15 protein-coding genes are annotated in these 19,282 nt (G+C 71.6%); 11 read left to right on the top strand and 4 right to left on the bottom strand.

What is annotated here, in order from left to right; all coding sequences use genetic code 11:
* The first annotated feature begins 172 nt into the window (after positions 1 to 172).
* From ACFYY7_RS07810 to ACFYY7_RS07775, 8 genes are all read left to right on the top strand, one after another.
* The gene (locus ACFYY7_RS07810; RefSeq protein WP_266729345.1) at positions 173 to 847 is read left to right on the top strand and encodes a two-component system response regulator; all 675 of its coding nucleotides are present in this window, start codon (positions 173 to 175) and stop codon (positions 845 to 847) included.
* Positions 848 to 1,124: 277 nt separating this feature from the next.
* A complete protein-coding gene (locus ACFYY7_RS07805; RefSeq protein WP_388658351.1) occupies positions 1,125 to 3,923 on the top strand; it encodes a DNA translocase FtsK in 2,799 nt (932 codons plus the stop codon).
* A 205-nt stretch (positions 3,924 to 4,128) separates the two neighbouring features.
* A complete protein-coding gene (locus ACFYY7_RS07800; protein WP_388658348.1) occupies positions 4,129 to 4,929 on the top strand; it encodes a helix-turn-helix domain-containing protein in 801 nt (266 codons plus the stop codon).
* 147 nt (positions 4,930 to 5,076) lie between these two features.
* A complete protein-coding gene (rimO, locus tag ACFYY7_RS07795) occupies positions 5,077 to 6,552 on the top strand; it encodes a 30S ribosomal protein S12 methylthiotransferase RimO (protein ID WP_388658345.1) in 1,476 nt (491 codons plus the stop codon).
* Positions 6,549 to 7,262, top strand: a complete 714-nt coding sequence (pgsA, locus tag ACFYY7_RS07790) for a CDP-diacylglycerol--glycerol-3-phosphate 3-phosphatidyltransferase (protein ID WP_388658342.1) — start codon at positions 6,549 to 6,551, stop codon at positions 7,260 to 7,262. The genes rimO and pgsA overlap by 4 nt, the downstream gene beginning before the upstream one ends.
* Positions 7,259 to 7,768, top strand: coding sequence for a CinA family protein (locus ACFYY7_RS07785; protein WP_266729340.1), 510 nt, complete (start codon positions 7,259 to 7,261; stop codon positions 7,766 to 7,768). The genes pgsA and ACFYY7_RS07785 overlap by 4 nt, the downstream gene beginning before the upstream one ends.
* Positions 7,769 to 7,877: 109 nt before the next feature.
* Positions 7,878 to 8,261 (top strand): helix-turn-helix domain-containing protein, encoded by a 384-nt coding sequence (locus tag ACFYY7_RS07780; protein ID WP_018105285.1) that lies wholly within the window; start codon positions 7,878 to 7,880, stop codon positions 8,259 to 8,261.
* A gap of 287 nt (positions 8,262 to 8,548) precedes the next feature.
* Complete coding sequence (locus ACFYY7_RS07775; RefSeq protein WP_356088015.1) at positions 8,549 to 8,740, top strand: CsbD family protein; 192 nt, start codon at positions 8,549 to 8,551, stop codon at positions 8,738 to 8,740.
* 685 nt (positions 8,741 to 9,425) lie between these two features.
* Here the strand turns inward: ACFYY7_RS07775 and ACFYY7_RS07770 are convergent.
* The 3 genes from ACFYY7_RS07770 to ACFYY7_RS07760 all read right to left on the bottom strand — a co-directional run bounded on the left by ACFYY7_RS07770 (position 9,426) and on the right by ACFYY7_RS07760 (position 15,961).
* Positions 9,426 to 10,190 carry an SDR family NAD(P)-dependent oxidoreductase gene (locus ACFYY7_RS07770; RefSeq protein ID WP_351263308.1) on the bottom strand — a complete coding sequence of 255 codons (765 nt, stop codon included), beginning with the start codon at positions 10,188 to 10,190 and terminating at the stop codon, positions 9,426 to 9,428.
* Positions 10,191 to 10,240: 50 nt separating this feature from the next.
* Positions 10,241 to 11,050, bottom strand: a complete 810-nt coding sequence (locus ACFYY7_RS07765; protein ID WP_388658338.1) for a DNA-formamidopyrimidine glycosylase family protein — start codon at positions 11,048 to 11,050, stop codon at positions 10,241 to 10,243.
* A 195-nt stretch (positions 11,051 to 11,245) separates the two neighbouring features.
* The gene (locus tag ACFYY7_RS07760; RefSeq protein ID WP_388658336.1) at positions 11,246 to 15,961 is read right to left on the bottom strand and encodes a DEAD/DEAH box helicase; all 4,716 of its coding nucleotides are present in this window, start codon (positions 15,959 to 15,961) and stop codon (positions 11,246 to 11,248) included.
* Positions 15,962 to 16,110: 149 nt separating this feature from the next.
* On the opposite strand from ACFYY7_RS07760, the gene ACFYY7_RS07755 reads away from it, so the two are divergent.
* The 3 genes from ACFYY7_RS07755 to ACFYY7_RS07745 are packed head-to-tail and all read left to right on the top strand — an operon-like array spanning position 16,111 to position 18,207.
* Positions 16,111 to 16,980: an AraC family transcriptional regulator gene (locus tag ACFYY7_RS07755; protein ID WP_388658333.1), complete on the top strand. Its 870-nt coding sequence runs from the start codon at positions 16,111 to 16,113 to the stop codon at positions 16,978 to 16,980.
* 10 nt (positions 16,981 to 16,990) lie between these two features.
* Positions 16,991 to 17,905: an AzlC family ABC transporter permease gene (locus ACFYY7_RS07750; RefSeq protein ID WP_388658330.1), complete on the top strand. Its 915-nt coding sequence runs from the start codon at positions 16,991 to 16,993 to the stop codon at positions 17,903 to 17,905.
* Positions 17,902 to 18,207 (top strand): AzlD domain-containing protein, encoded by a 306-nt coding sequence (locus tag ACFYY7_RS07745; protein ID WP_266729332.1) that lies wholly within the window; start codon positions 17,902 to 17,904, stop codon positions 18,205 to 18,207. Before ACFYY7_RS07750 ends, ACFYY7_RS07745 begins: the two co-directional genes overlap by 4 nt.
* 135 nt (positions 18,208 to 18,342) lie before the next feature.
* Here ACFYY7_RS07745 and ACFYY7_RS07740 read toward each other — a convergent pair whose 3' ends face one another.
* Positions 18,343 to 19,257 carry a hypothetical protein gene (locus ACFYY7_RS07740; protein WP_388658327.1) on the bottom strand — a complete coding sequence of 305 codons (915 nt, stop codon included), beginning with the start codon at positions 19,255 to 19,257 and terminating at the stop codon, positions 18,343 to 18,345.
* Positions 19,258 to 19,282: the final 25 nt, after the last annotated feature.

Raw genomic sequence — 19,282 nt, 5'->3', positions numbered from 1 at the left:
GGAACCTTCTCGTCCCCCACCGCGTTTCTGCTGTGTGCACAGTGACATCGCGGTGACAGGGTGTGGCGACGGGCGGGGTGCGGCTACCATGACCGGCACAAGGACGGACGGCGTAAGGGAGTCGTCCCCTGGGGCGGCGCCCGGTGCAATTCCGGGGCGAGGAGGACGGGCCATGGTGCAGAAGGCCAAGATCCTCCTGGTCGATGACCGGCCGGAGAATCTGCTGGCGCTGGAGGCCATCCTCTCTGCGCTCGATCAGACACTGGTCCGGGCATCGTCAGGGGAGGAAGCGCTCAAAGCGCTGCTCACGGACGACTTCGCGGTCATTCTGCTGGACGTCCAGATGCCGGGCATGGACGGTTTCGAAACCGCCGCGCACATCAAGCGGCGGGAACGGACCCGGGACATCCCGATCATCTTTCTCACCGCGATCAACCACGGCCCGCATCACACCTTCCGGGGTTACGCGGCAGGCGCGGTGGACTACATCTCGAAGCCCTTCGACCCGTGGGTGCTCCGCGCCAAGGTCTCGGTCTTCGTCGAGCTGTACATGAAGAACTGCAAGCTGCGCGAGCAGGCGGCGCTGCTGCGGCTCCAGCTGGAGGGCGATTCGGGCGGCGCGGACCACGAGAAGGAGCCCGCCGGGCTGCTCGCCGAGCTGTCGGCGCGGCTGGCAGCCGTCGAGGAGCAGGCGGAGGCGCTCTCCAAGCAGCTCGACGACGAGTCGGCGGACGCCGCGGCGGTGGCCACCGCCGCCCATCTGGAGCGCAAGCTGACGGGGCTGCGCCGGGCGCTCGACGCCCTGGAGCCCGGCACCGGCACCGGCCCGGCCACCCTTACTTCGTAACGCCGCATCCGTCGCTACCTCGTAACGCCGTATCAGCCGCGTCCCGCGCCGGGGGAGGGCTGGGTTCGCGGCGGGTCCGGCGGTGTGACTTCGGGCCGGGGGCGGGCGGTTGTCCGGGGATCGGCCCAACTGGCCCCTCCGGTCCGCCGGTCGGCGCGCGGAATCGGGGTGTCCGGCAGTGAGGCCGCGTCAGTTTGCGGCCCCCGCACAGCGACACGGTCGGGTGAAGCAGCAGTCGCACGTGTTCACAGGCGCCGACAACGGTAACCTCGGCACCATGGCCTCACGTACGTCCGGCAAGGGTTCCCAGGGCACGGCGGGCACCGCGAAGCGCGTCGGCGGTACCGCGGGGCCGGCCAGGAAAGCCGCGCCGAAAGCCGCGCCCGCGAAGAAGACCGCCGCCAAGAAGACCGCGCCCGCCAAGAAGACCGCGCCCGCCAAGAAGGCACCCGCCAAGAAGGCGGCGGCGAAGAAGGCGGCCCCGCCCAAGCCCGCCCCGTCGCCCACCGGTGGTGTGTACCGCCTGGCGCGCGCCGTGTGGCTCGGTGCGGCCCACGCCGTCGGAGCCGCCTTCCGCGGCATAGGGCGCGGCGCCAAGGGACTCGACCCCGCACACCGCAAGGACGGCGTCGCGCTGCTGCTGCTCGGCCTCGCTCTGGTCGTCGCCGCGGGCACCTGGTCGAATCTGCGCGGTCCCGTCGGCGACCTCGTGGAGATGCTCGTCACCGGGGCCTTCGGTCGGCTCGATCTGCTCGTGCCGATACTGCTCGGCGCCATCGCCGTACGGCTGATCCGCTACCCGGAGAAGCCCGAGGCCAACGGCCGGATCGTCATCGGGCTCTCCGCCCTCGTCATCGGGGTGCTCGGACAGGTCCACATCGCCTGCGGATCGCCCGGCCGGGAGGACGGCACCACGGCGATGCAGAACGCGGGCGGGCTCATCGGCTGGGCCGCCTCCAAGCCGCTGATCTACGCGATGGGCGAGGTCCTCGCCGTACCGCTGCTGTTGCTGCTGACCGTCTTCGGGCTGCTGGTCGTCACCGCCACCCCGGTGAACGCCATTCCGCAACGGCTCCGGCTGCTCGGCACCAAGCTGGGTCTCCTCCACCCGGAGTACGACCCCGAGGCGGACGAGGAGAACGACGACGAGCGCTACGAGGAGCAGTGGCGCGAGCAGCTTCCCGCCCGCTCCCGGCGCTCCCCGGCACGCCGCTCCGAAGTACCCGACGAGTACGACCCGGAGCAGGCCGAGGCCGAAGCGTTCTCCAAGCGCCGCCGGCCGCGCAGGCCCTCCGTGCAGCCCGCGATGAACCGCACCATGGACGCGGTGGACGTGGCGGCCGCCGCGGCCGCGGCCCTCGACGGGGCTGTGCTCAACGGCATGCCGCCCTCGCCGATCGTCGCCGACCTCACGCAGGGCGTCTCCGTCGAGCGCGAACGCCAGGGCACACCGGTGCCGGGTGCCAGGGAGGCCGAATCCTCCTCCGGAGGAGGGAAGCCGCCGGCCCCCACGGGCGGCGTACCCGATCTGACGAAGCCGGTGCCCGACTCGCAGTCCCAGCCGCTGCCGGCCCGTGCCGAACAGCTCCAGCTCTCCGGCGACATCACCTACTCGCTGCCCTCGCTCGACCTGCTGGAGCGCGGTGGGCCCGGCAAGACCCGCAGCGCCGCCAACGACGCGATCGTCGCCGCGCTGACCAACGTCTTCACCGAGTTCAAGGTCGACGCCGCCGTCACCGGCTTCACCCGCGGACCGACGGTCACGCGGTACGAGGTGGAGCTCGGCCCGGCGGTGAAGGTCGAGCGGATCACCGCGCTCGCCAAGAACATCGCCTACGCCGTCGCCAGCCCCGACGTCCGGATCATCTCCCCGATCCCGGGCAAGTCGGCGGTCGGCATCGAGATCCCCAACACCGACCGGGAGATGGTCAACCTCGGCGACGTACTGCGCCTCGCGGACGCCGCCGAGGACGACCACCCGATGCTGGTCGCGCTCGGCAAGGACGTCGAGGGCGGCTATGTGATGGCCAACCTGGCGAAGATGCCGCACGTGCTGGTGGCCGGTGCGACGGGTTCCGGCAAGTCGTCGTGCATCAACTGCCTGATCACCTCGGTCATGGTGCGGGCGACCCCGGACGACGTCCGCATGGTGCTGGTCGACCCCAAGCGCGTCGAGCTCACGGCGTACGAGGGCATCCCGCACCTGATCACGCCGATCATCACCAACCCGAAGCGCGCCGCCGAGGCGCTCCAGTGGGTCGTGCGGGAGATGGACCTGCGGTACGACGACCTCGCGGCGTTCGGCTACCGGCACATCGACGACTTCAACCAGGCCGTCCGCAACGGCAAGGTCAAGCCGCCGGAGGGCAGCGAGCGCGAGCTCTCGCCCTACCCGTATCTGCTGGTGATCGTCGACGAGCTCGCCGACCTGATGATGGTCGCTCCGCGCGACGTGGAGGACGCCATCGTCCGGATCACCCAGCTGGCCCGCGCCGCCGGTATCCACCTGGTGCTCGCGACCCAGCGGCCCTCGGTCGACGTCGTCACCGGTCTGATCAAGGCGAACGTGCCCTCCCGGCTCGCCTTCGCGACCTCGTCGCTGGCCGACAGCCGGGTCATCCTCGACCAGCCCGGCGCCGAGAAGCTCATCGGAAAGGGTGACGGTCTGTTCCTGCCGATGGGCGCGAACAAGCCGACCCGAATGCAGGGCGCCTTTGTCACCGAGGACGAGGTCGCGGCCGTCGTCCAGCACTGCAAGGATCAGATGGCGCCGGTCTTCCGCGAGGACGTGGTGGTCGGCACCGCCAAGAAGAAGGAGATCGACGAGGACATCGGCGACGACCTGGACCTGCTCTGCCAGGCCGCCGAACTGGTCGTCTCCACGCAGTTCGGGTCCACCTCGATGCTTCAGCGCAAGCTGCGGGTCGGCTTCGCGAAGGCGGGCCGGCTGATGGACCTGATGGAGTCGAGGCACATCGTCGGACCCAGCGAGGGGTCGAAGGCGCGCGATGTCATGGTGAAACCCGACGAGCTGGACGGGGTGTTGGCTCTGATCCGCGGGGAAACCGGTTCGTAAGGGTGTTACGGGCAACCGTTTCGTCGGGTCGTACGTCAACTTGGAGGGAGGGGCGGCAGAATTGTCCTTCCCGGGGCGGTCCGGCGAATCGGACAGTGATTCGAGTCCGATGGAGGACAAAGTCCTTCCTCCCGGTTGCCCCACCCTTTCGTACCCCCCCTAGACTGAACACCCAGCAGGTGGCTCACGCTCGAAAGGCGCCCCCGTGTCCATCGGCAACTCCCCCGAAGACGACCGGCCTTCGATCGGTCGAGTGCTCCAGCAGGCTCGCATCGCCGCAGGTCTCACGGTCGAAGAGGTCAGCTCGTCCACCCGGGTGCGCATCCCCATCGTGCACGCGATCGAAGAGGACGACTTCTCCCGCTGCGGCGGCGACGTGTACGCGCGCGGCCATATCCGTACGCTCGCGCGTGCCGTCGAACTCGATCCGGAACCGCTGGTTTCGCAGTACGACGCGGAACACGGCGGCCGTCCCGCTCCCACCCCCGCGGCGCCGCTGTTCGAGGCCGAGAGAATCCGTTCCGAACCCCGTCGGCCCAACTGGACGGCGGCCATGGTCGCGGCGATCGTCGCCGTGGTCGGTTTCGTCGGTTTCACCTTCCTCAAGGGCGGCGACGACGGTCCCGCGGCCACCCAGGTCGCGGAGGGTCCCGCACCCCACAAGAAGAGCCCCGCACCGAAGACCGGCAAGTCCGTCGACCCCAAGCCGGCGCCTTCGGACAGCGCCATCGCCGCGGCACCCAGGGACAAGGTGACCGTCCGGCTCAACGCCAACCAGGGCAAGAGCTGGATCTCCGCCAAGGACCACAACGGGCGGCTGCTCTTCGACGGTCTGCTGCTCCAGGGCCAGACCAAGACCTTCCAGGACCAGGAACGGGTCGACCTCGTCCTCGGTGACGCGGGCTCGATCGAGCTCTTCGTCAACGGCAAGAAGGTCGAGGACCAGTTCCAGCCCGGCCAGGTCGAGCGGCTCTCGTACACCAAGGGCGACCCGGCGGTCGGCTGACCCCGGTACGCACAGTTCCCTCAGGCGGCATCGACGACACGGCGAGCGCCCGGCAGACAAGCCGGGCGCTCGCCGCATTTGTTACTCGGTGTAACGGTGGAACCCTGCGCGGCAGGGCGAGTGCAGGGACAAAGTAGTCTTGAGCCCATGCCCGAACGCCGTACCGTCGCCCTTGTCACTCTTGGCTGCGCCCGTAACGAGGTGGACTCGGAGGAGCTTGCAGGCCGCTTGGCAGCGGACGGCTGGGAGCTCGTCCAGGACGCCTCCGACGCGGATGTCGCCGTAGTCAACACCTGTGGATTCGTCGAGGCCGCCAAGAAGGACTCCGTCGACGCCCTGCTCGAAGCCAATGATCTGAAGGACCACGGCCGGACCCAGGCGGTGGTCGCCGTCGGCTGCATGGCCGAGCGCTACGGCAAGGACCTCGCCGAGGCCCTGCCCGAGGCGGACGGCGTCCTCGGCTTCGACGACTACGCCGACATCTCCGACCGCCTCCAGACCATCCTCAACGGCGGCATCCACGCCTCGCACACCCCGCGCGACCGCCGCAAGCTGCTGCCGATCAGTCCGGCCGAGCGGCAGGACGCGGCCGTGGCCCTGCCCGGTCACGCACAGGAGGCCGCACCGGCCCCCGCCCCCGAGGACCTCCCCGACGGCGTCGCCCCGGTCTCCGGGCCGCGCGCGCCCCTGCGCCGGCGGCTGGGCACCAGCCCCGTCGCCTCGGTGAAGCTCGCCTCCGGCTGCGACCGCCGTTGCTCCTTCTGTGCCATTCCGTCCTTCCGCGGCTCCTTCATCTCGCGGCGCCCCTCGGACGTGCTGCAGGAGACCCGCTGGCTGGCCGAGCAGGGCGTCAAGGAGGTCATGCTCGTCTCCGAGAACAACACCTCGTACGGCAAGGACCTCGGCGACATCCGGCTGCTGGAGACGCTGCTGCCGGAGCTCGCCGACATCGAGGGCATCGAGCGGATCCGGGTCAGCTACCTCCAGCCGGCCGAGATGCGGCCCGGCCTGATCGACGTGCTGACCTCGACGCCGAAGGTCGCGCCCTACTTCGATCTCTCCTTCCAGCACTCGGCCCCCGGTGTGCTGCGGGCGATGCGCCGCTTCGGCGACACCGACCGGTTCCTTGAGCTGCTGGACACCATCCGGAGCAAGGCGCCGCAGGCCGGTGCCCGTTCCAACTTCATCGTCGGCTTCCCCGGCGAGACCGAGGCCGACCTGGCGGAGCTGGAACGCTTCCTCACCGGTGCCCGGCTCGACGCCATCGGCGTCTTCGGCTACTCCGACGAGGAGGGCACCGAGGCCGTCGGCTACGAGAACAAGCTGGACGCCGACGTCATCGCCGAGCGACTCGCGCACATCTCGCAGCTGGCCGAGGAGCTGACCTCGCAGCGTGCCGAGGAGCGCCTGGGCGAGTCGCTCCAGGTGCTCGTCGAGTCCGTGGACGACGAAGACGGTGCGGTGGGCCGCGCGGCGCACCAGGCACCCGAAACGGACGGCCAGGTGCTCTTCACGGCACGCGACGGCCTCGTACCCGGCCTTATGGTCGAGGCAAAGGTCGTGGGCACCGAAGGAGTGGATCTGGTGGCCGAGTGTTCCGGACTCGTGGAGGCAGCCAGATGACGGGAGCCCCGGCATCCGCGGCAGGCGGCTCCGGCGCGAAGCCGGTCCGCGGCGGCAAGCTGGGCACTGCGGCCGTCAATCAGGCCAGCCTGTGGAACATCGCCAATCTGCTCACCATGCTGCGGCTGGTGCTGGTGCCCGGCTTCGTGCTGCTGCTGCTGCACAACGGCGGGTACGACCCGGTCTGGCGTTCGTTCGCCTGGGCGGCCTTCGCCATCGCCATGATCACCGACCTGTTCGACGGTCATCTGGCGCGCACGTACAACCTGGTCACCGACTTCGGGAAGATCGCCGACCCGATCGCGGACAAGGCGATCATGGGCGCTGCGCTGGTCTGTCTCTCGTACCTCGGTGATCTGCCCTGGTGGGTCACGGGCGTGATCCTCTTCCGCGAGCTCGGCATCACGCTGATGCGCTTCTGGGTGATACGGCATGCGGTGATTCCGGCCAGTCGCGGCGGGAAGATGAAGACCCTGGCGCAGGGGACGGCCGTCGGGATGTACGTCCTGGCGCTCACCGGTCCACTTGCAACCCTGCGCTTCTGGGTGATGGCGGTGGCCGTCGTGCTGACGGTGGTCACAGGGCTCGACTACGTGCGTCAGGCCGTGGTGCTGCGTCGCAAGGGGCTCGCCGCCGAGCGGGCCGCCGCGGCGGCGGGGCAGGTCCAGGAGGCCACGGGAAGCCGTGATTCGGCGGAGGCCGAGCGGTGACTGCCGCGGCCAGGGTGCTGGAGCTGCTCGTGGAGCGTGGTGAGACCCTTGCCGTCGCGGAGTCGCTGACCGGCGGTCTGGTCGCGGCGGAGCTCACCTCGGTGCCGGGGGCCTCGCGCTCCTTCCGGGGCTCCGTGACGGCGTACGCGACGCCCCTGAAGCGGGATGTCCTGGGTGTGGACGGGGGCCTGCTGACGGAGCGCGGTGCGGTCGACCCGGAGGTGGCGCGGCAGATGGCAGCCGGTGTGCGCCGCGTCCTCGGGGCGGACTGGGGCATGGCCACCACGGGGGTCGCGGGCCCCGATCCGCAGGACGGCAAGGCCGTGGGGACGGTCTATGTCGCGGTGGCCGGGCCGGGCGGCGTGCAGAATATGGCCGAGCTGAGGTTGAACGGCGGACGGGCGGACATCCGTAAAGAGAGCGTACGGAGCGTGCTCGAGCTGCTCTCCGCCGAACTCGGCAAGAATGCAAGGGCACAGGATACGGAACAGAACGGGGGGAATTGATGTTTGCAGCCCTGAGTGAACACGACATCGCTCCCCGCACGGCCGCGGCGCGAGGCGGTACGGTGGGGCGTGAAGGATGCGGCTACGCGGTCCGAGGAGGGAGCCACCGATGATTCTGCTCCGTCGCCTGCTTGGTGACGTGCTGCGTCGGCAGCGCCAGCGCCAAGGCCGTACTCTGCGCGAAGTCTCCTCGTCCGCCCGAGTCTCGCTCGGCTATCTCTCCGAGGTGGAGCGGGGGCAGAAGGAGGCATCCTCCGAACTGCTCTCCGCCATTTGCGACGCGCTTGACGTACGGATGTCCGAGCTCATGCGTGAAGTGAGCGATGAGCTGTCGCTGGCCGAACTGGCCGAGTCGGCAGCAGCCAGCGATCCGGTGCCTGTGCCGGTCCGGCCAATGCTCAACTCCGTCTCCGTGACGTCGGTGGCAGGTGTGCCGACGGGACGGGTGACCATCAAGGCGCCCGCGGAAGCGGTGGATGTCGTCGCCGCCTGACCCGCGCGGTCCGGTGTGAAGCGGTGTGTTGCGGAGCCCCGGTCGTCCCCTTGAGGGGGCGGCCGGGGCTTCTGCATGCTCGGGGCGGGTTCAGGCGCTCAGGCCGTGCTCGTGGCGGGCTTGGGGTGGGCTTGGGGCGTGTTCGGGCTGCGCTCGGCGTGGATGGCTCGGGGTGTGCTCGGGCGGGTGGCTCGGACGGTTCTCAAGTGACCGATTTGTTTCGTTTGTGTAATCGTGGGTGAAGTCGAACGGGCAGAGAGAACATCCCCGTACCCGAAGGAGTCGCAATGGTTGACGAAGGCGCCAAGGACAAGATGAAGGGCAAGGCGAAGGAAGCCATGGGCAAGATGACCGGCGACCGTCGCAAGGAGGCCGAAGGCAAGATGGACCAGGCCAAGGGCCGGACCAAGGACGCCATGAGCGACGCCGAGAAGCGCGCTAAGGGCATGAAGGACTCGCTGCGCCGCGACGAGCACTGACCGCGTCCGCCGGGCCCCCACTCGAATCGGTGGGGGCTCAGTGGTGCCGAGGTGCCTCTCGTTCTGGATGCGGTCCGGGCGCTGCCGGGCGAGACTGCGGGGAGCGGGCCGCCGGCCGGTGGGATCCGGTGCGGTGAGGTCGCCCGCAGTACGGCGGGGTCGTGCGCTCCGGTCACGTACCGGAGAGTCTCCGGCCGCGGCGGGCCCGATCCGGCGCAGCACGCCCTGGAGTTCTGGGCAAGAGCGTGCAACGGTCTGCGGCTGCACGCCGCGCGCTGGTGGTGCGCCGATGCGCTCTCGCGCCGGGTGAGTGCGCCGCACTAGGTTCGGCCGGAGGAGGCAGCCATGGTACGGCGATGGGTGCCGGCGCTCGTTCTCGGCGGGGTGTGGTGGTGGGCCGTGCTGCGGCTCGTGCTGGAACCGGCCCATGCGGGACTTGTCGAGGGTGCGGTGGCGGCGGGTGGATGGGGTCTGAGTCTGCTGCCCGTGCATGTGGCCGCGACCGCCGGATCGACGGGTGCGGGCCGAAGGAGCATGGCGGCGGACGGCGGGGGCGCGGAAGCGGGTGCTGCCCGGTGGGCGGCCCTCGGCGTGCGGTGGGCGGGCTGGTGGCTCGCTGCCGGCGTGCGGAGCGCGAGCCGTTGGTCGGCTGCTGGGGTGCAGGGTGCGGAGCGGGTTCGACGGGTCACCAGGGCATGGCTACGCCGCCGTTCGGGCGGAGGATCTGGCCGGTCATGAAGGCCGACGCGTCGGAAGCGAGATGGAGCACGGTGTGGGCGACGTCCTCCGGTTCGCCCACCCGTCCCAGCGGGGAGATCCGGGCCATCGTCGTCTCCACCCGTTGCTGCCGGTCCGCGTCGTGGCGGGCGGTCATGGGCGTACGGATCCAGCCCGGGGCGACGGCGTTGACGCGGATCGCGTGCGGCCCCAGTTCGGTCGCCAGTGTCTTCGTGAGCTGGACGACCGCCGCCTTGGCCGCGCTGTAGCAGAACAGTCCCGGGCCCGAGGAGTCGACCGCTCCCGAGGCCATGGTGATCAGTGAGCCGGGGGCGCCGCGCGCGATCATGCCGCGGGCCACCTCTTGGCACGCGTACAGCACGCCCTTGAAATTGACCGCGAGGACGCGGTCGAGGTCCTCGTCCGAGGTCTCAAGGACGCTGCTCGAATGCATGATTCCGGCGACGGCCGCCAGGATGTCCAGGTCGCCCGCCGCTGCCACCGCGGCCCCGACCCGACTGCGGTCGGTGACATCGAGGACCTGGATGTGGGATGTGCCACCCGCTTCGTTGATCAGGTCCCGGGTTTCCAGCAGGCCCTTCTCGTCGAGATCCGCGCAGTGCACCGTGGCGCCCGCGGCCGCGAGCAGGACGGCGCTGGCCCGGCCGATGCCGCCTGCCGCGCCGGTGACGAACGCGGAGCGGCCCGTGAGGTCGTACGCGGTGAGGGGCATGACCGGACGGTACGACTGGAACTGACGGAGCGTCAACCAGTGGGCGGCCCTCAGCTGGTGGGGCCCGACTGGCAGTGCGGGCACCAGTAGGCGGGGCGGGCGTCCTGGTCCGCGGTGCGGATGGGGGTGCCGCAGCGCAGACAGGGGCGGTCGGCCCTGCCGTAGACCCAGAGCCGTTCCTTCGGGCCGGGGCCGGGGCCGCGTGGGGCGCGCGTGGTCGTGGTCGTGCGCATCGGGCGGTCGCGATTGGCTTCGAGGAGCTGCTTGGCCGTGGTGACCAGGCGGGCGGCGGTGGGGGCGGGGAGGTCACCGACGGCGAGCCAGGGGGTGGCGCGGGCCAGGAAGCAGAGCTCGGCCTTGTAGATGTTGCCGATTCCGGCCAGGTTGCGCTGGTCCAGCAGGGCTTCACCGAGCGGGCGGCCGGGGTCGGCGAGCAGATTGCGCAGAGCGGTCTCGGGGTCCCAGTCGGGGCCCAGCAGATCGGGGCCGAGGTGGCCGACCGCCTTCGCCTCGTCCCGGGTGCGGAGCAGTTCGAGGACGGGCAGCCGGTAGCCGACCGCGGTGTGCTCCGTGTTGGCGAGGATCGCGCGGATCTGATGGGCGGGGCCACCGCGCCAGCGCTCGCCCGGGGCGTAGACGCGCCAGGCGCCGTCCATCCGGAGGTGGCTGTGCAGGGTGAGGCCGCCCTCGACGCGGGTGAGGAGATGCTTGCCGCGCGAGATGACGTCCAGGACCGTCCGGCCGGTGAGGTCGGCGGTGGCGAATCGAGGGACGCGCAGGTCGGAGCGGGTGAGGGTCCGACCTGCGAGTGCGGTGTGCAGACGTACGGCGGTCTGCAGGACGGTGTCTCCTTCGGGCATGCCTCCATGATGCGGGGCGGGGAGCGCCGTGCGGGCGTGTGTGGGGTGCCGCGTACGGGGGTGTGCGCGGTGTGTGGCGATACGGGGTCGGGTACGGGTGCGGCGATACGGGTGTGTGTGCGGGGTGCCGCGACGGCGCCGGCGATGCGGTGGGCCAGGAGCGGGGCGTGCCGTTGTTTCAGGCGCGCAGGCGGTTCAGGCGCGCAGGCGGAGCCCCCTCGGGGTGGCCAGGAAGCCGGCCGCCTCCAATGTGCGGCCGAGCGGGGAGGTCAGGGACGGTGCGCCATTGGTGCGCTCCACCGTGACCGTGCCGAGTGCGCCCGCGCGGGCGGCCGCCGCCAGCGCCCCGGCCGCCGCGAGGAGCGCCGGGTCGTCCGGGTCGGTGGGCCAGGCCAGCAGTGTCTTGCCGCCACGCTCCATGTACATCGCGAGCTCTCCGTCGACCAGCACCACCAGGGCGCCCGCCTTGCGGCCGGGCTTGTGCCCGGCGCCGTCCGGCGGCTCGGGCCAGGGCAGAGCGGCGCCGTACGCGTTGGCCGGGTCCGCCGCGGCGAGGACCAGGGCATGGGGCGCGGCCCCCGGCTCCGTACGGTCGCGGGCGGTGGACGTGGCACGCAGCCGGTCCACCGCGCCGTCCATCGCGAACTGCGCCGCCCCCAGGCCCTCGACGACATAGCCGCGCCGGGCCTGCCCGTTGTCCTCGAAGGCGGACAGGATGCGGTACGTCGCGGAGAAGCCGCCTTCGACGCCCTCGGCCTGGACCGCGCCCCGGGTCACCACCCCGTGGCGGTCGAGGAGGGTGCGGGCCAGGGCGTGAGCACGGTGCGTGGGGTCGGGTTCGGTGGCGGGCAGCAGGGACCAGCGGCCCGAGACGGTGGGCGGGCCGGTGCGGGAAACGGGCCGGGCGGCGGAGGTGAGCGAGCCGTAACGCCCGCGCGGGACATTGCGTCTGGCGCGGTGGGCGGTCGACCCCGCCGTGCGGCCGGAGCCGAGCAGCGAGCGCAGCGGGGCGAGCGTGTCATTGGTGAGCCGGCCCGACCAGGCCAGCTCCCAGATGGCGTCGGCGAGTTGCGGATCGGTGCAGTCCGGATGGGTGGTGGCGCGGACCTGATCGGCGATCTGCCGGAAGAACAGTCCGTATCCGCCGCTCAGTGCGGTCAGGACGGATTCGTGCAACGCGCTGAGCTCCAGCGGGTGCGGGGGCGGGAGGAGCAGGGGTGCGCTGTCGGCGAGGTAGAGGGACAGCCAGCCGTCCTTGCCGGGCAGGGCACCCGCGCCGGCCCAGACGACCTCGCCGGTGGTGGTCAGCTCGTCGAGCATCGCGGGGGTGTAGCCCGTGACCCGGCCCGGCAGGATCAGCTTCTCCAGTGCCGACGCCGGGACGGGGGCGCCCTGCAACTGCTCGATGGCGCGGGCCAGTCCGTCGATTCCGCGCAGGCTGTTGCTGCCCAGATGCTGCCACTGAGGCAGGAAGCCGGCGAGGGCGGCGGGCGGGACCGGTTCCAGTTCGTGGCGGAGCGCGGCGAGCGAGCGGCGGCGCAACCGGCGCAGCACGGTGGCGTCGCACCATTCCTGGCCGATACCGGCGGGATGGAACTCGCCCTGGACGATCCGGCCGGACGCGGAGAGCCGTTGCAGCGCCCCGTCGGTGACGGCGGTGCCGAGGCCGAAGCGGTTGGCGGCCGCGGTGGAGGTGAACGGGCCGTGCGTACGGGCGTACCGGCCGAGGAGATCGCCGAGCGGGTCCTTCACCGGTTCGGTGAACGCCTCGGGGACGCCGACCGGGAGGGCGGTGCCCAGTGCGTCCCGCAGGCGGCCCGCGTCCTCGATCGCCGCCCAGTGGACGGCCCCGCCGATCCGGACCCGGATGGCCCGGCGGGCCGAGGACAGCTCCGGAGCCCAGGACGGGTCGGCGCCGCGTGCTGCCAACTCCTCGTCGGTGAGCGGACCGAGGACCCGGAGGAGGTCGGCGACGCCTTCGACGTCCTTGATCCGGCGGTCCTCGGTCAGCCACTGGAGCTCCTGCTCCAGCTCGGTCAGGACATCCGCGTCGAGCAGCTCGCGCAGCTCCGCCTGGCCGAGGAGCTCCGCCAGCAGATGGGAGTCGAGGGAGAGGGCGGCGGCCCGCCGCTCCGCGAGGGGCGAGTCGCCCTCGTACAGGAACTGGGCGACGTAGCCGAACAGGAGCGAGCGGGCGAAGGGCGAGGGCTCGGGGGTGGTCACCTCGACCAGCCGGACCCGGCGTGCTTCGAGGTCGCCCATGAGCTCCGTGAGGCCGGGGACGTCGAAGACGTCCTGGAGGCATTCGCGGACCGCTTCCAGGACGATGGGGAAGGAGCCGAACTCCGATGCGACCTGGAGGAGTTGCGCGGCGCGCTGGCGCTGCTGCCACAGCGGGGTGCGTTTGCCGGGGCTGCGGCGCGGCAGCAGCAGGGCGCGGGCCGCGCACTCACGGAACCGGGAGGCGAACAGCGCCGAACCGCCGACCTGGTCGGTGACGATCTGGCCGATCTCGCCCTGTTCGAACGTCACGTCCGCCGCGCCTACGGGCGGTTGGTCGCTGTCGTACGAGAGGCCCGGCAGCGGTGCCGGAGCCCGGCCCGGACTGCGCGCCAGGTCCTGCGCCAGGCCCGGTGCCAGATCCGGCGTCAGATCCTGCGCCAGGTCCTGCGCGGGGTTGAAGTCCAGGAGGTCCAGGCCCATCAGGTCGGCATCCGGCAGCCGGAGCACGATGCCGTCGTCGGCGTGCATCACCTGGGCGTCCATGCCGTACCGCTCGGCGAGGCGGGCGCTCAGCGCCAGCGCCCACGGCGCGTGCACCTGCGCGCCGAACGGGGAGTGGACCACGACGCGCCAGTCACCCAGCTCGTCACGGAACCGCTCGACGAGGATGGTCCGGTCGTCCGGCACGTGGCCGCAGGCGCGGCGCTGTTCGTCGATGTACGACAGGGTGTTGTCGGCGGCCCAGGTGTCGAGACCGGCGGCGAGCAGACGCTCCCGGGCGTCCTCCTGCGACAGTCCGCCGATCTCGCGGAGGAACGCCCCCAGCGCACGCCCCAGCTCCAGTGGGCGGCCCAGCTGGTCGCCCTTCCAGAACGGCAGCCGGCCGGGAACGCCGGGGGCGGGCGACACCAGGACCCGGTCACGGGTGATGTCCTCGATCCGCCAGGACGTGGTGCCGAGCGTGAAGACATCGCCGACCCGGGACTCGTACACCATCTCCTCGTCGAGCTCACCGACCCGGCCGCCGCCCTTCTTCGGGTCGGCGCCCGCGAGGAAGACGCCGAAGAGCCCCCGGTCGGGGATCGTTCCCCCGGAGGTGACGGCGAGCCGCTGTGCGCCGGGGCGGCCGGTGACCGTACCGGCCACCCGGTCCCAGACCACGCGGGGGCGCAGCTCGGCGAAGGCGTCGGAGGGGTAGCGGCCGGCGAGCATGTCCAGCACGGCGGTGAACGCGGACTCGGGCAGCGAGGCGAAGGGCGCGGCGCGGCGGACCGCCGCCAGCAGATCGTCCACCTGCCAGCTGTCCAGGGCGACCATGGCCACCAGCTGCTGGGCCAGCACGTCCAGCGGGTTGGACGGGACCCGGAGCGCCTCGATGGAGCCCTCGCGCATCCGCTCGGTGACCACGGCCGCCTGCACCAGATCGCCCCGGTACTTGGGGAAGACCACTCCGGTGGAGACCGCACCGACCTGGTGTCCGGCCCGGCCGACCCGCTGCAGGCCGGAGGCGACCGAGGGCGGCGACTCCACCTGGATCACCAGGTCGACCGCCCCCATGTCGATGCCCAGCTCCAGGCTGGAGGTGGCGACGACGGCCGGCAGCCGGCCCGCCTTGAGGTCCTCCTCGACCTGGGCGCGCTGTTCCTTGGAGACCGAGCCGTGGTGGGCGCGGGCGAGCAGCGCCGGGGCGCCCTTCGCCGCACCGGACTCGGCCATGATCTCGGCGGGGGAGTGGGACTCGGCGATCGTCTCGCCGGTGAGCCGCTCGTAGGCGATCTCGTTGAGCCGGTTGCACAGCCGCTCGGCGAGGCGACGGGAATTGGCGAAGACGATGGTGGAGCGATGCTGCTGGACCAGGTCGACGATCCGCTCCTCGACGTGGGGCCAGATCGACGGCTTGTCCGCCTGGCCCGCCTGGTCGGGGTCGGTGGCGGGGGAGCCGCCGAGCTCGCCCAGATCCTCGACCGGGACGACCACCGACAGGTCGAACCGCTTGGTGGACGGCGGCTGGACGATCTCCACCTTGCCCCGGGGCGAGAGGAAGCGGGCCACCTCGTCGACCGGACGGACCGTCGCCGACAGGCCGATCCGCCGTGCGGGACGCGGCAGCAGCTCGTCCAGACGCTCCAGCGACACGGCGAGATGGGCGCCGCGCTTCGTGCCCGCCACGGCGTGCACCTCGTCGAGGATCACCGTCTCGACGCCGGACAGCGCCTCCCGGGCGGACGAGGTCAGCATCAGGAACAGTGATTCGGGCGTGGTGATCAGGATGTCCGGCGGCCGGGTCGCCATCGAGCGGCGCTCGGCGGGCGGGGTGTCGCCGGAGCGGATCCCCACCCGGACCTCGGGCTCGGGCAGCCCCAGCCGCACCGACTCCTGGCGGATGCCGGTCAGCGGTGAGCGGAGGTTGCGCTCCACATCGACCGCGAGCGCCTTGAGCGGCGACACGTACAGCACTCGGCAGCGCTTCTTCGCCTCGGCGGGCGGCGGGACGGACGCCAGGGCGTCCAGCGCGGCGAGAAACGCGGCGAGGGTCTTGCCGGAGCCGGTCGGTGCGACGACCAGCACGTCCGAACCCTCGCCGATCGCGCGCCAGGCGCCCTCCTGCGCGGCGGTGGGCGCGCTGAAGGCACCCGCGAACCAGCCGCGGGTCGCGGGTGAGAACGAATCGAGCGCAGAGCCGGTCATGCCCCCCATCGTGCACCCCGCCACTGACAACGACCCCGACACCGTGCGTGCTGCCACTCGCGACGGTCCCGAAGCCGCGCACCCCGGCTCACCTGCAAGGGCTCCGACCGCCCTCGGCGGCCCTGCCCCGGAACTGCGAGAATTCGTGCATGGCGGCGATACCGGAATCGGGATCGGGGGAGTGGGCGAGGTACTGGCAGTACGCGGAGCTGCCCGACCTCGATCTGCTGCGTGCCCGCTATGTGCGCCACACCTTCCCGCGCCACAGCCACGAGGGCTATGTCTTCGGCACCATCAGCCGCGGGGTTGAAGACGTCGGGCTGCCGGGCGGCACCGTCCACGCCGGCCCCGGCACCGTTGTCATGATCAACCCCGAGGTTCCGCACACGGCCCGCGCGGGTGTGCCCGAGGGCTGGGTCTACGCCACGCTCTACCCGTCGTCGCAGGTGATCAACGACATCGCGGCCGAGACGACGAGCCTGCGCGGCACGGTCGGATTCACCGAGACCAGCGTCGTGGACCCGTACGTGGCCCGGCTGATCGGCGAGGTCCACCGGGCCGCCGAGGAGGGCAACGCGCTTGCCGCCGACACGGTGCTGAGGGTCATGGTCACGCGGCTGCTCGACCGGTGCGGCAGCGCGCTGCCCACCCGCGCGCCCCGCTCGGCGGGCGCCCGCGACGCGGCGCGGGCCCGCGCGGTGCTGGAGGGGCGGATGGCGGCGCCGCCCACCCTGGAGGCGCTGGCGGCGGAGCTGGGAACGAGTCCGTTCGCGCTGCTGAGAGCCTTCAAGAAGCAGTACGGGATGCCGCCGCACGCCTGGCTCACCGATGCCCGGGTGCGGGCGGCGCGGCGGATGCTCGACGCGGGGACGGCGCCCGCGGAGGCGGCCGCCGAGGTCGGCTTCACCGATCAGCCGCATCTCAATCGTCACTTCACCCGGATCGTGGGAGTACCACCCGGCGCGTACCAGCGCGAACGTGCAAGAACGTACAAGACCGGTCCTGATCTGCCCACGTAGCGTTCCGGTCGTGGCAGAACAGACAACACTCCCAGAGGGCGTCGGCGCATCGGCCGACGCACCCCACCGCGACGCGACCGGCCGAGGAGAGCAGCCGGACGCGGTCCGTGGGAAGCCGGACGGTGCGGAGCCGACCGGTGCGAAGCCGGATGCGGCCGTCGTACGCGATGCGCTCGGCGTCGGGATAGCCGTCGGGCTTTCCGGGTTCGCCTTCGGCGTGACCTCGGCCGGTTCCGGACTGAGCCTGCTGCAGACCTGCGTGCTCAGCCTCGCCGTCTTCACGGGCGCCTCGCAGTTCGCCCTCGTCGGCGCCCTCGCGGCGGGCGGCAACCCGTACACCGCGGCTGCCGGGGCCTTCTTCCTCGGCGTACGCAACTCTTTCTACGGCCTGCGGCTGTCGCAGCTGCTGGCGCTTCCCAGGGCGCTGCGCCCCTTCGCCGCCCAGTGGGTCATCGACGAGACGACCGCCGTGACTCTGCCGCAGCCGACCCGGCGGGCGGCACGGATCGGCTTCGCCGTCACCGGGCTGACCCTGTATGTGCTGTGGAACCTGACCACGCTGCTGGGAGCCCTGGGCGCCGAGGCGCTCGGTGACACCAACGCCTGGGGGCTGGACGCGGCATCGCCCGCGGTCTTCCTCGCTCTGCTCGCGCCGATGCTGAAGAGCACCACGGAACGCGTCACCGCCGCCGTCGCGGTCCTGCTCGTGCTCGGGCTGCTGCCCGTGCTGCCCGCAGGCGTCCCTGTCCTGCTGTCCGCGCTTGCCGCACCCGCCGTTCTGTTCCTGGGCGGACGCGGAAAGGGCGCGGGCCGGGGAACGGCCACCACGAAGGACAGCACGAGGAAGAGCACGAAGAGCACGAAGAGCACGAAGAGCACGAAGAGCACGAAGAACAGCACGGAGAGCACGGAGAAGGACCGATGAACGTCTGGATCGCCATCGCACTGACCGCCGTCGGCTGCTATCTCGCCAAGCTCGTCGGGCTGCTGGTGCCCGCCGGTGTGCTGGAACGCCCGCTCGCCCAACGACTTGCCGCACTCCTGCCCGTGGCACTCCTGGCCGCCCTCACCGCGCAGCAGACGTTCGGCGACGGGCAGCACCTGGCACTGGACGCCAGGGGGGCCGGCCTTGCCGCAGCGGCGCTCGCGCTGGTCCTGCGCGCGCCGTTCCTCGTGGTCGTGGGCGCCGCCGTGGCCGTCACCGCAGGGGTACGGGCCCTTGGTTAGGCACCCGCCCCGCACGGACGGTAAGGGGCTCGGTCCATGGAGCCGAGCCCCTTACCGTCCGGAGCCGACAGCCGGCAGCCGGCAGCCGGCCGGGCTCACCGGGCTGACCGCCACCACCCGCTCCGGCAACCGGGCTCAGCCGAGGCTGCGGCCATGGGCGCGCAGGGTCAGGAGCGCCTTGAGCGTCACGATGGGCCGCCCCTCCAGAGCCGTTCCCGGTGCCCACTGCCGCCAATTGACCGGCCAGCCGCCGTCCGGCTGCTGCTCGGCCGCGAGATGGTCGAGCGAGCGGGACAGCTCCTCGTCGGTGAACCAGTGACGGGCGAGCGACTCGGGCGTACGGGCGTAGTCGTACGGGAAGTGCTGCTCACCCGGCGCGTAGCCGGCCGCGACCGGGTACTCGGCCCGCCGTTCCGGATCCAGTACGGCGAGACGCTGATCCCGCACCAGCCGCCCGAGCCGGTCGGCCGCCTCCTCCGCCCGCGCCCGGTCCGGAGCGCCGTCCAGGAAGGCGAGCGCCGCCTCGATCTCGTACGGATGCGACCGGTCCAGCGCGTCCACCGCGGCCCAGCAGAAATCGGTGGCACGGAACAGCCAGGCGTGCCACACCGCGTTGCGGTGCAGGAGCCCGACGACGGGGCCGGTGGCCAACAGCTCCGCGGGGGGATCGTCGACGATCGGGATGAACGGCGCGGCGGGATAGCCGCGCTGCGTCGGCAGCAGAGCGGGAAGAGCACCCTCCTTTGTCGACACCTGGGTGAGGAAGCGGCAGATCCGCTCCACCCGCAGTCCGTCGCAGCGCCCGATGGAGTCCAGCACATTGAGCGCGTGCGCGGTATGCAGTGGCTGACTGACGGGGCCGCGCAGATCGGGTTCGAGCGCGTGCCCGTAGCCGCCGTCCGCGTTCAGATATGCGGCGAGTGCGGTTTCCACCGCGTCCGCACTTCCTTCCAGGAAGTGATGAGCGAACCGCCGTTGTTCCAGGACACGGGCCGTGAGCCAAATGAACTGCTCGGCACGGTTGAGGGGACTTGTTCCGGTTCCAGCCATGGACCGACCGTAGGGCGGTAAGCGC

This window comes from Streptomyces sp. NPDC001933 (genome assembly GCF_042890955.1).
GTDB lineage: Bacteria > Actinomycetota > Actinomycetes > Streptomycetales > Streptomycetaceae > Streptomyces.
This window is presented reverse-complemented; position numbering and strand designations above follow the sequence as displayed.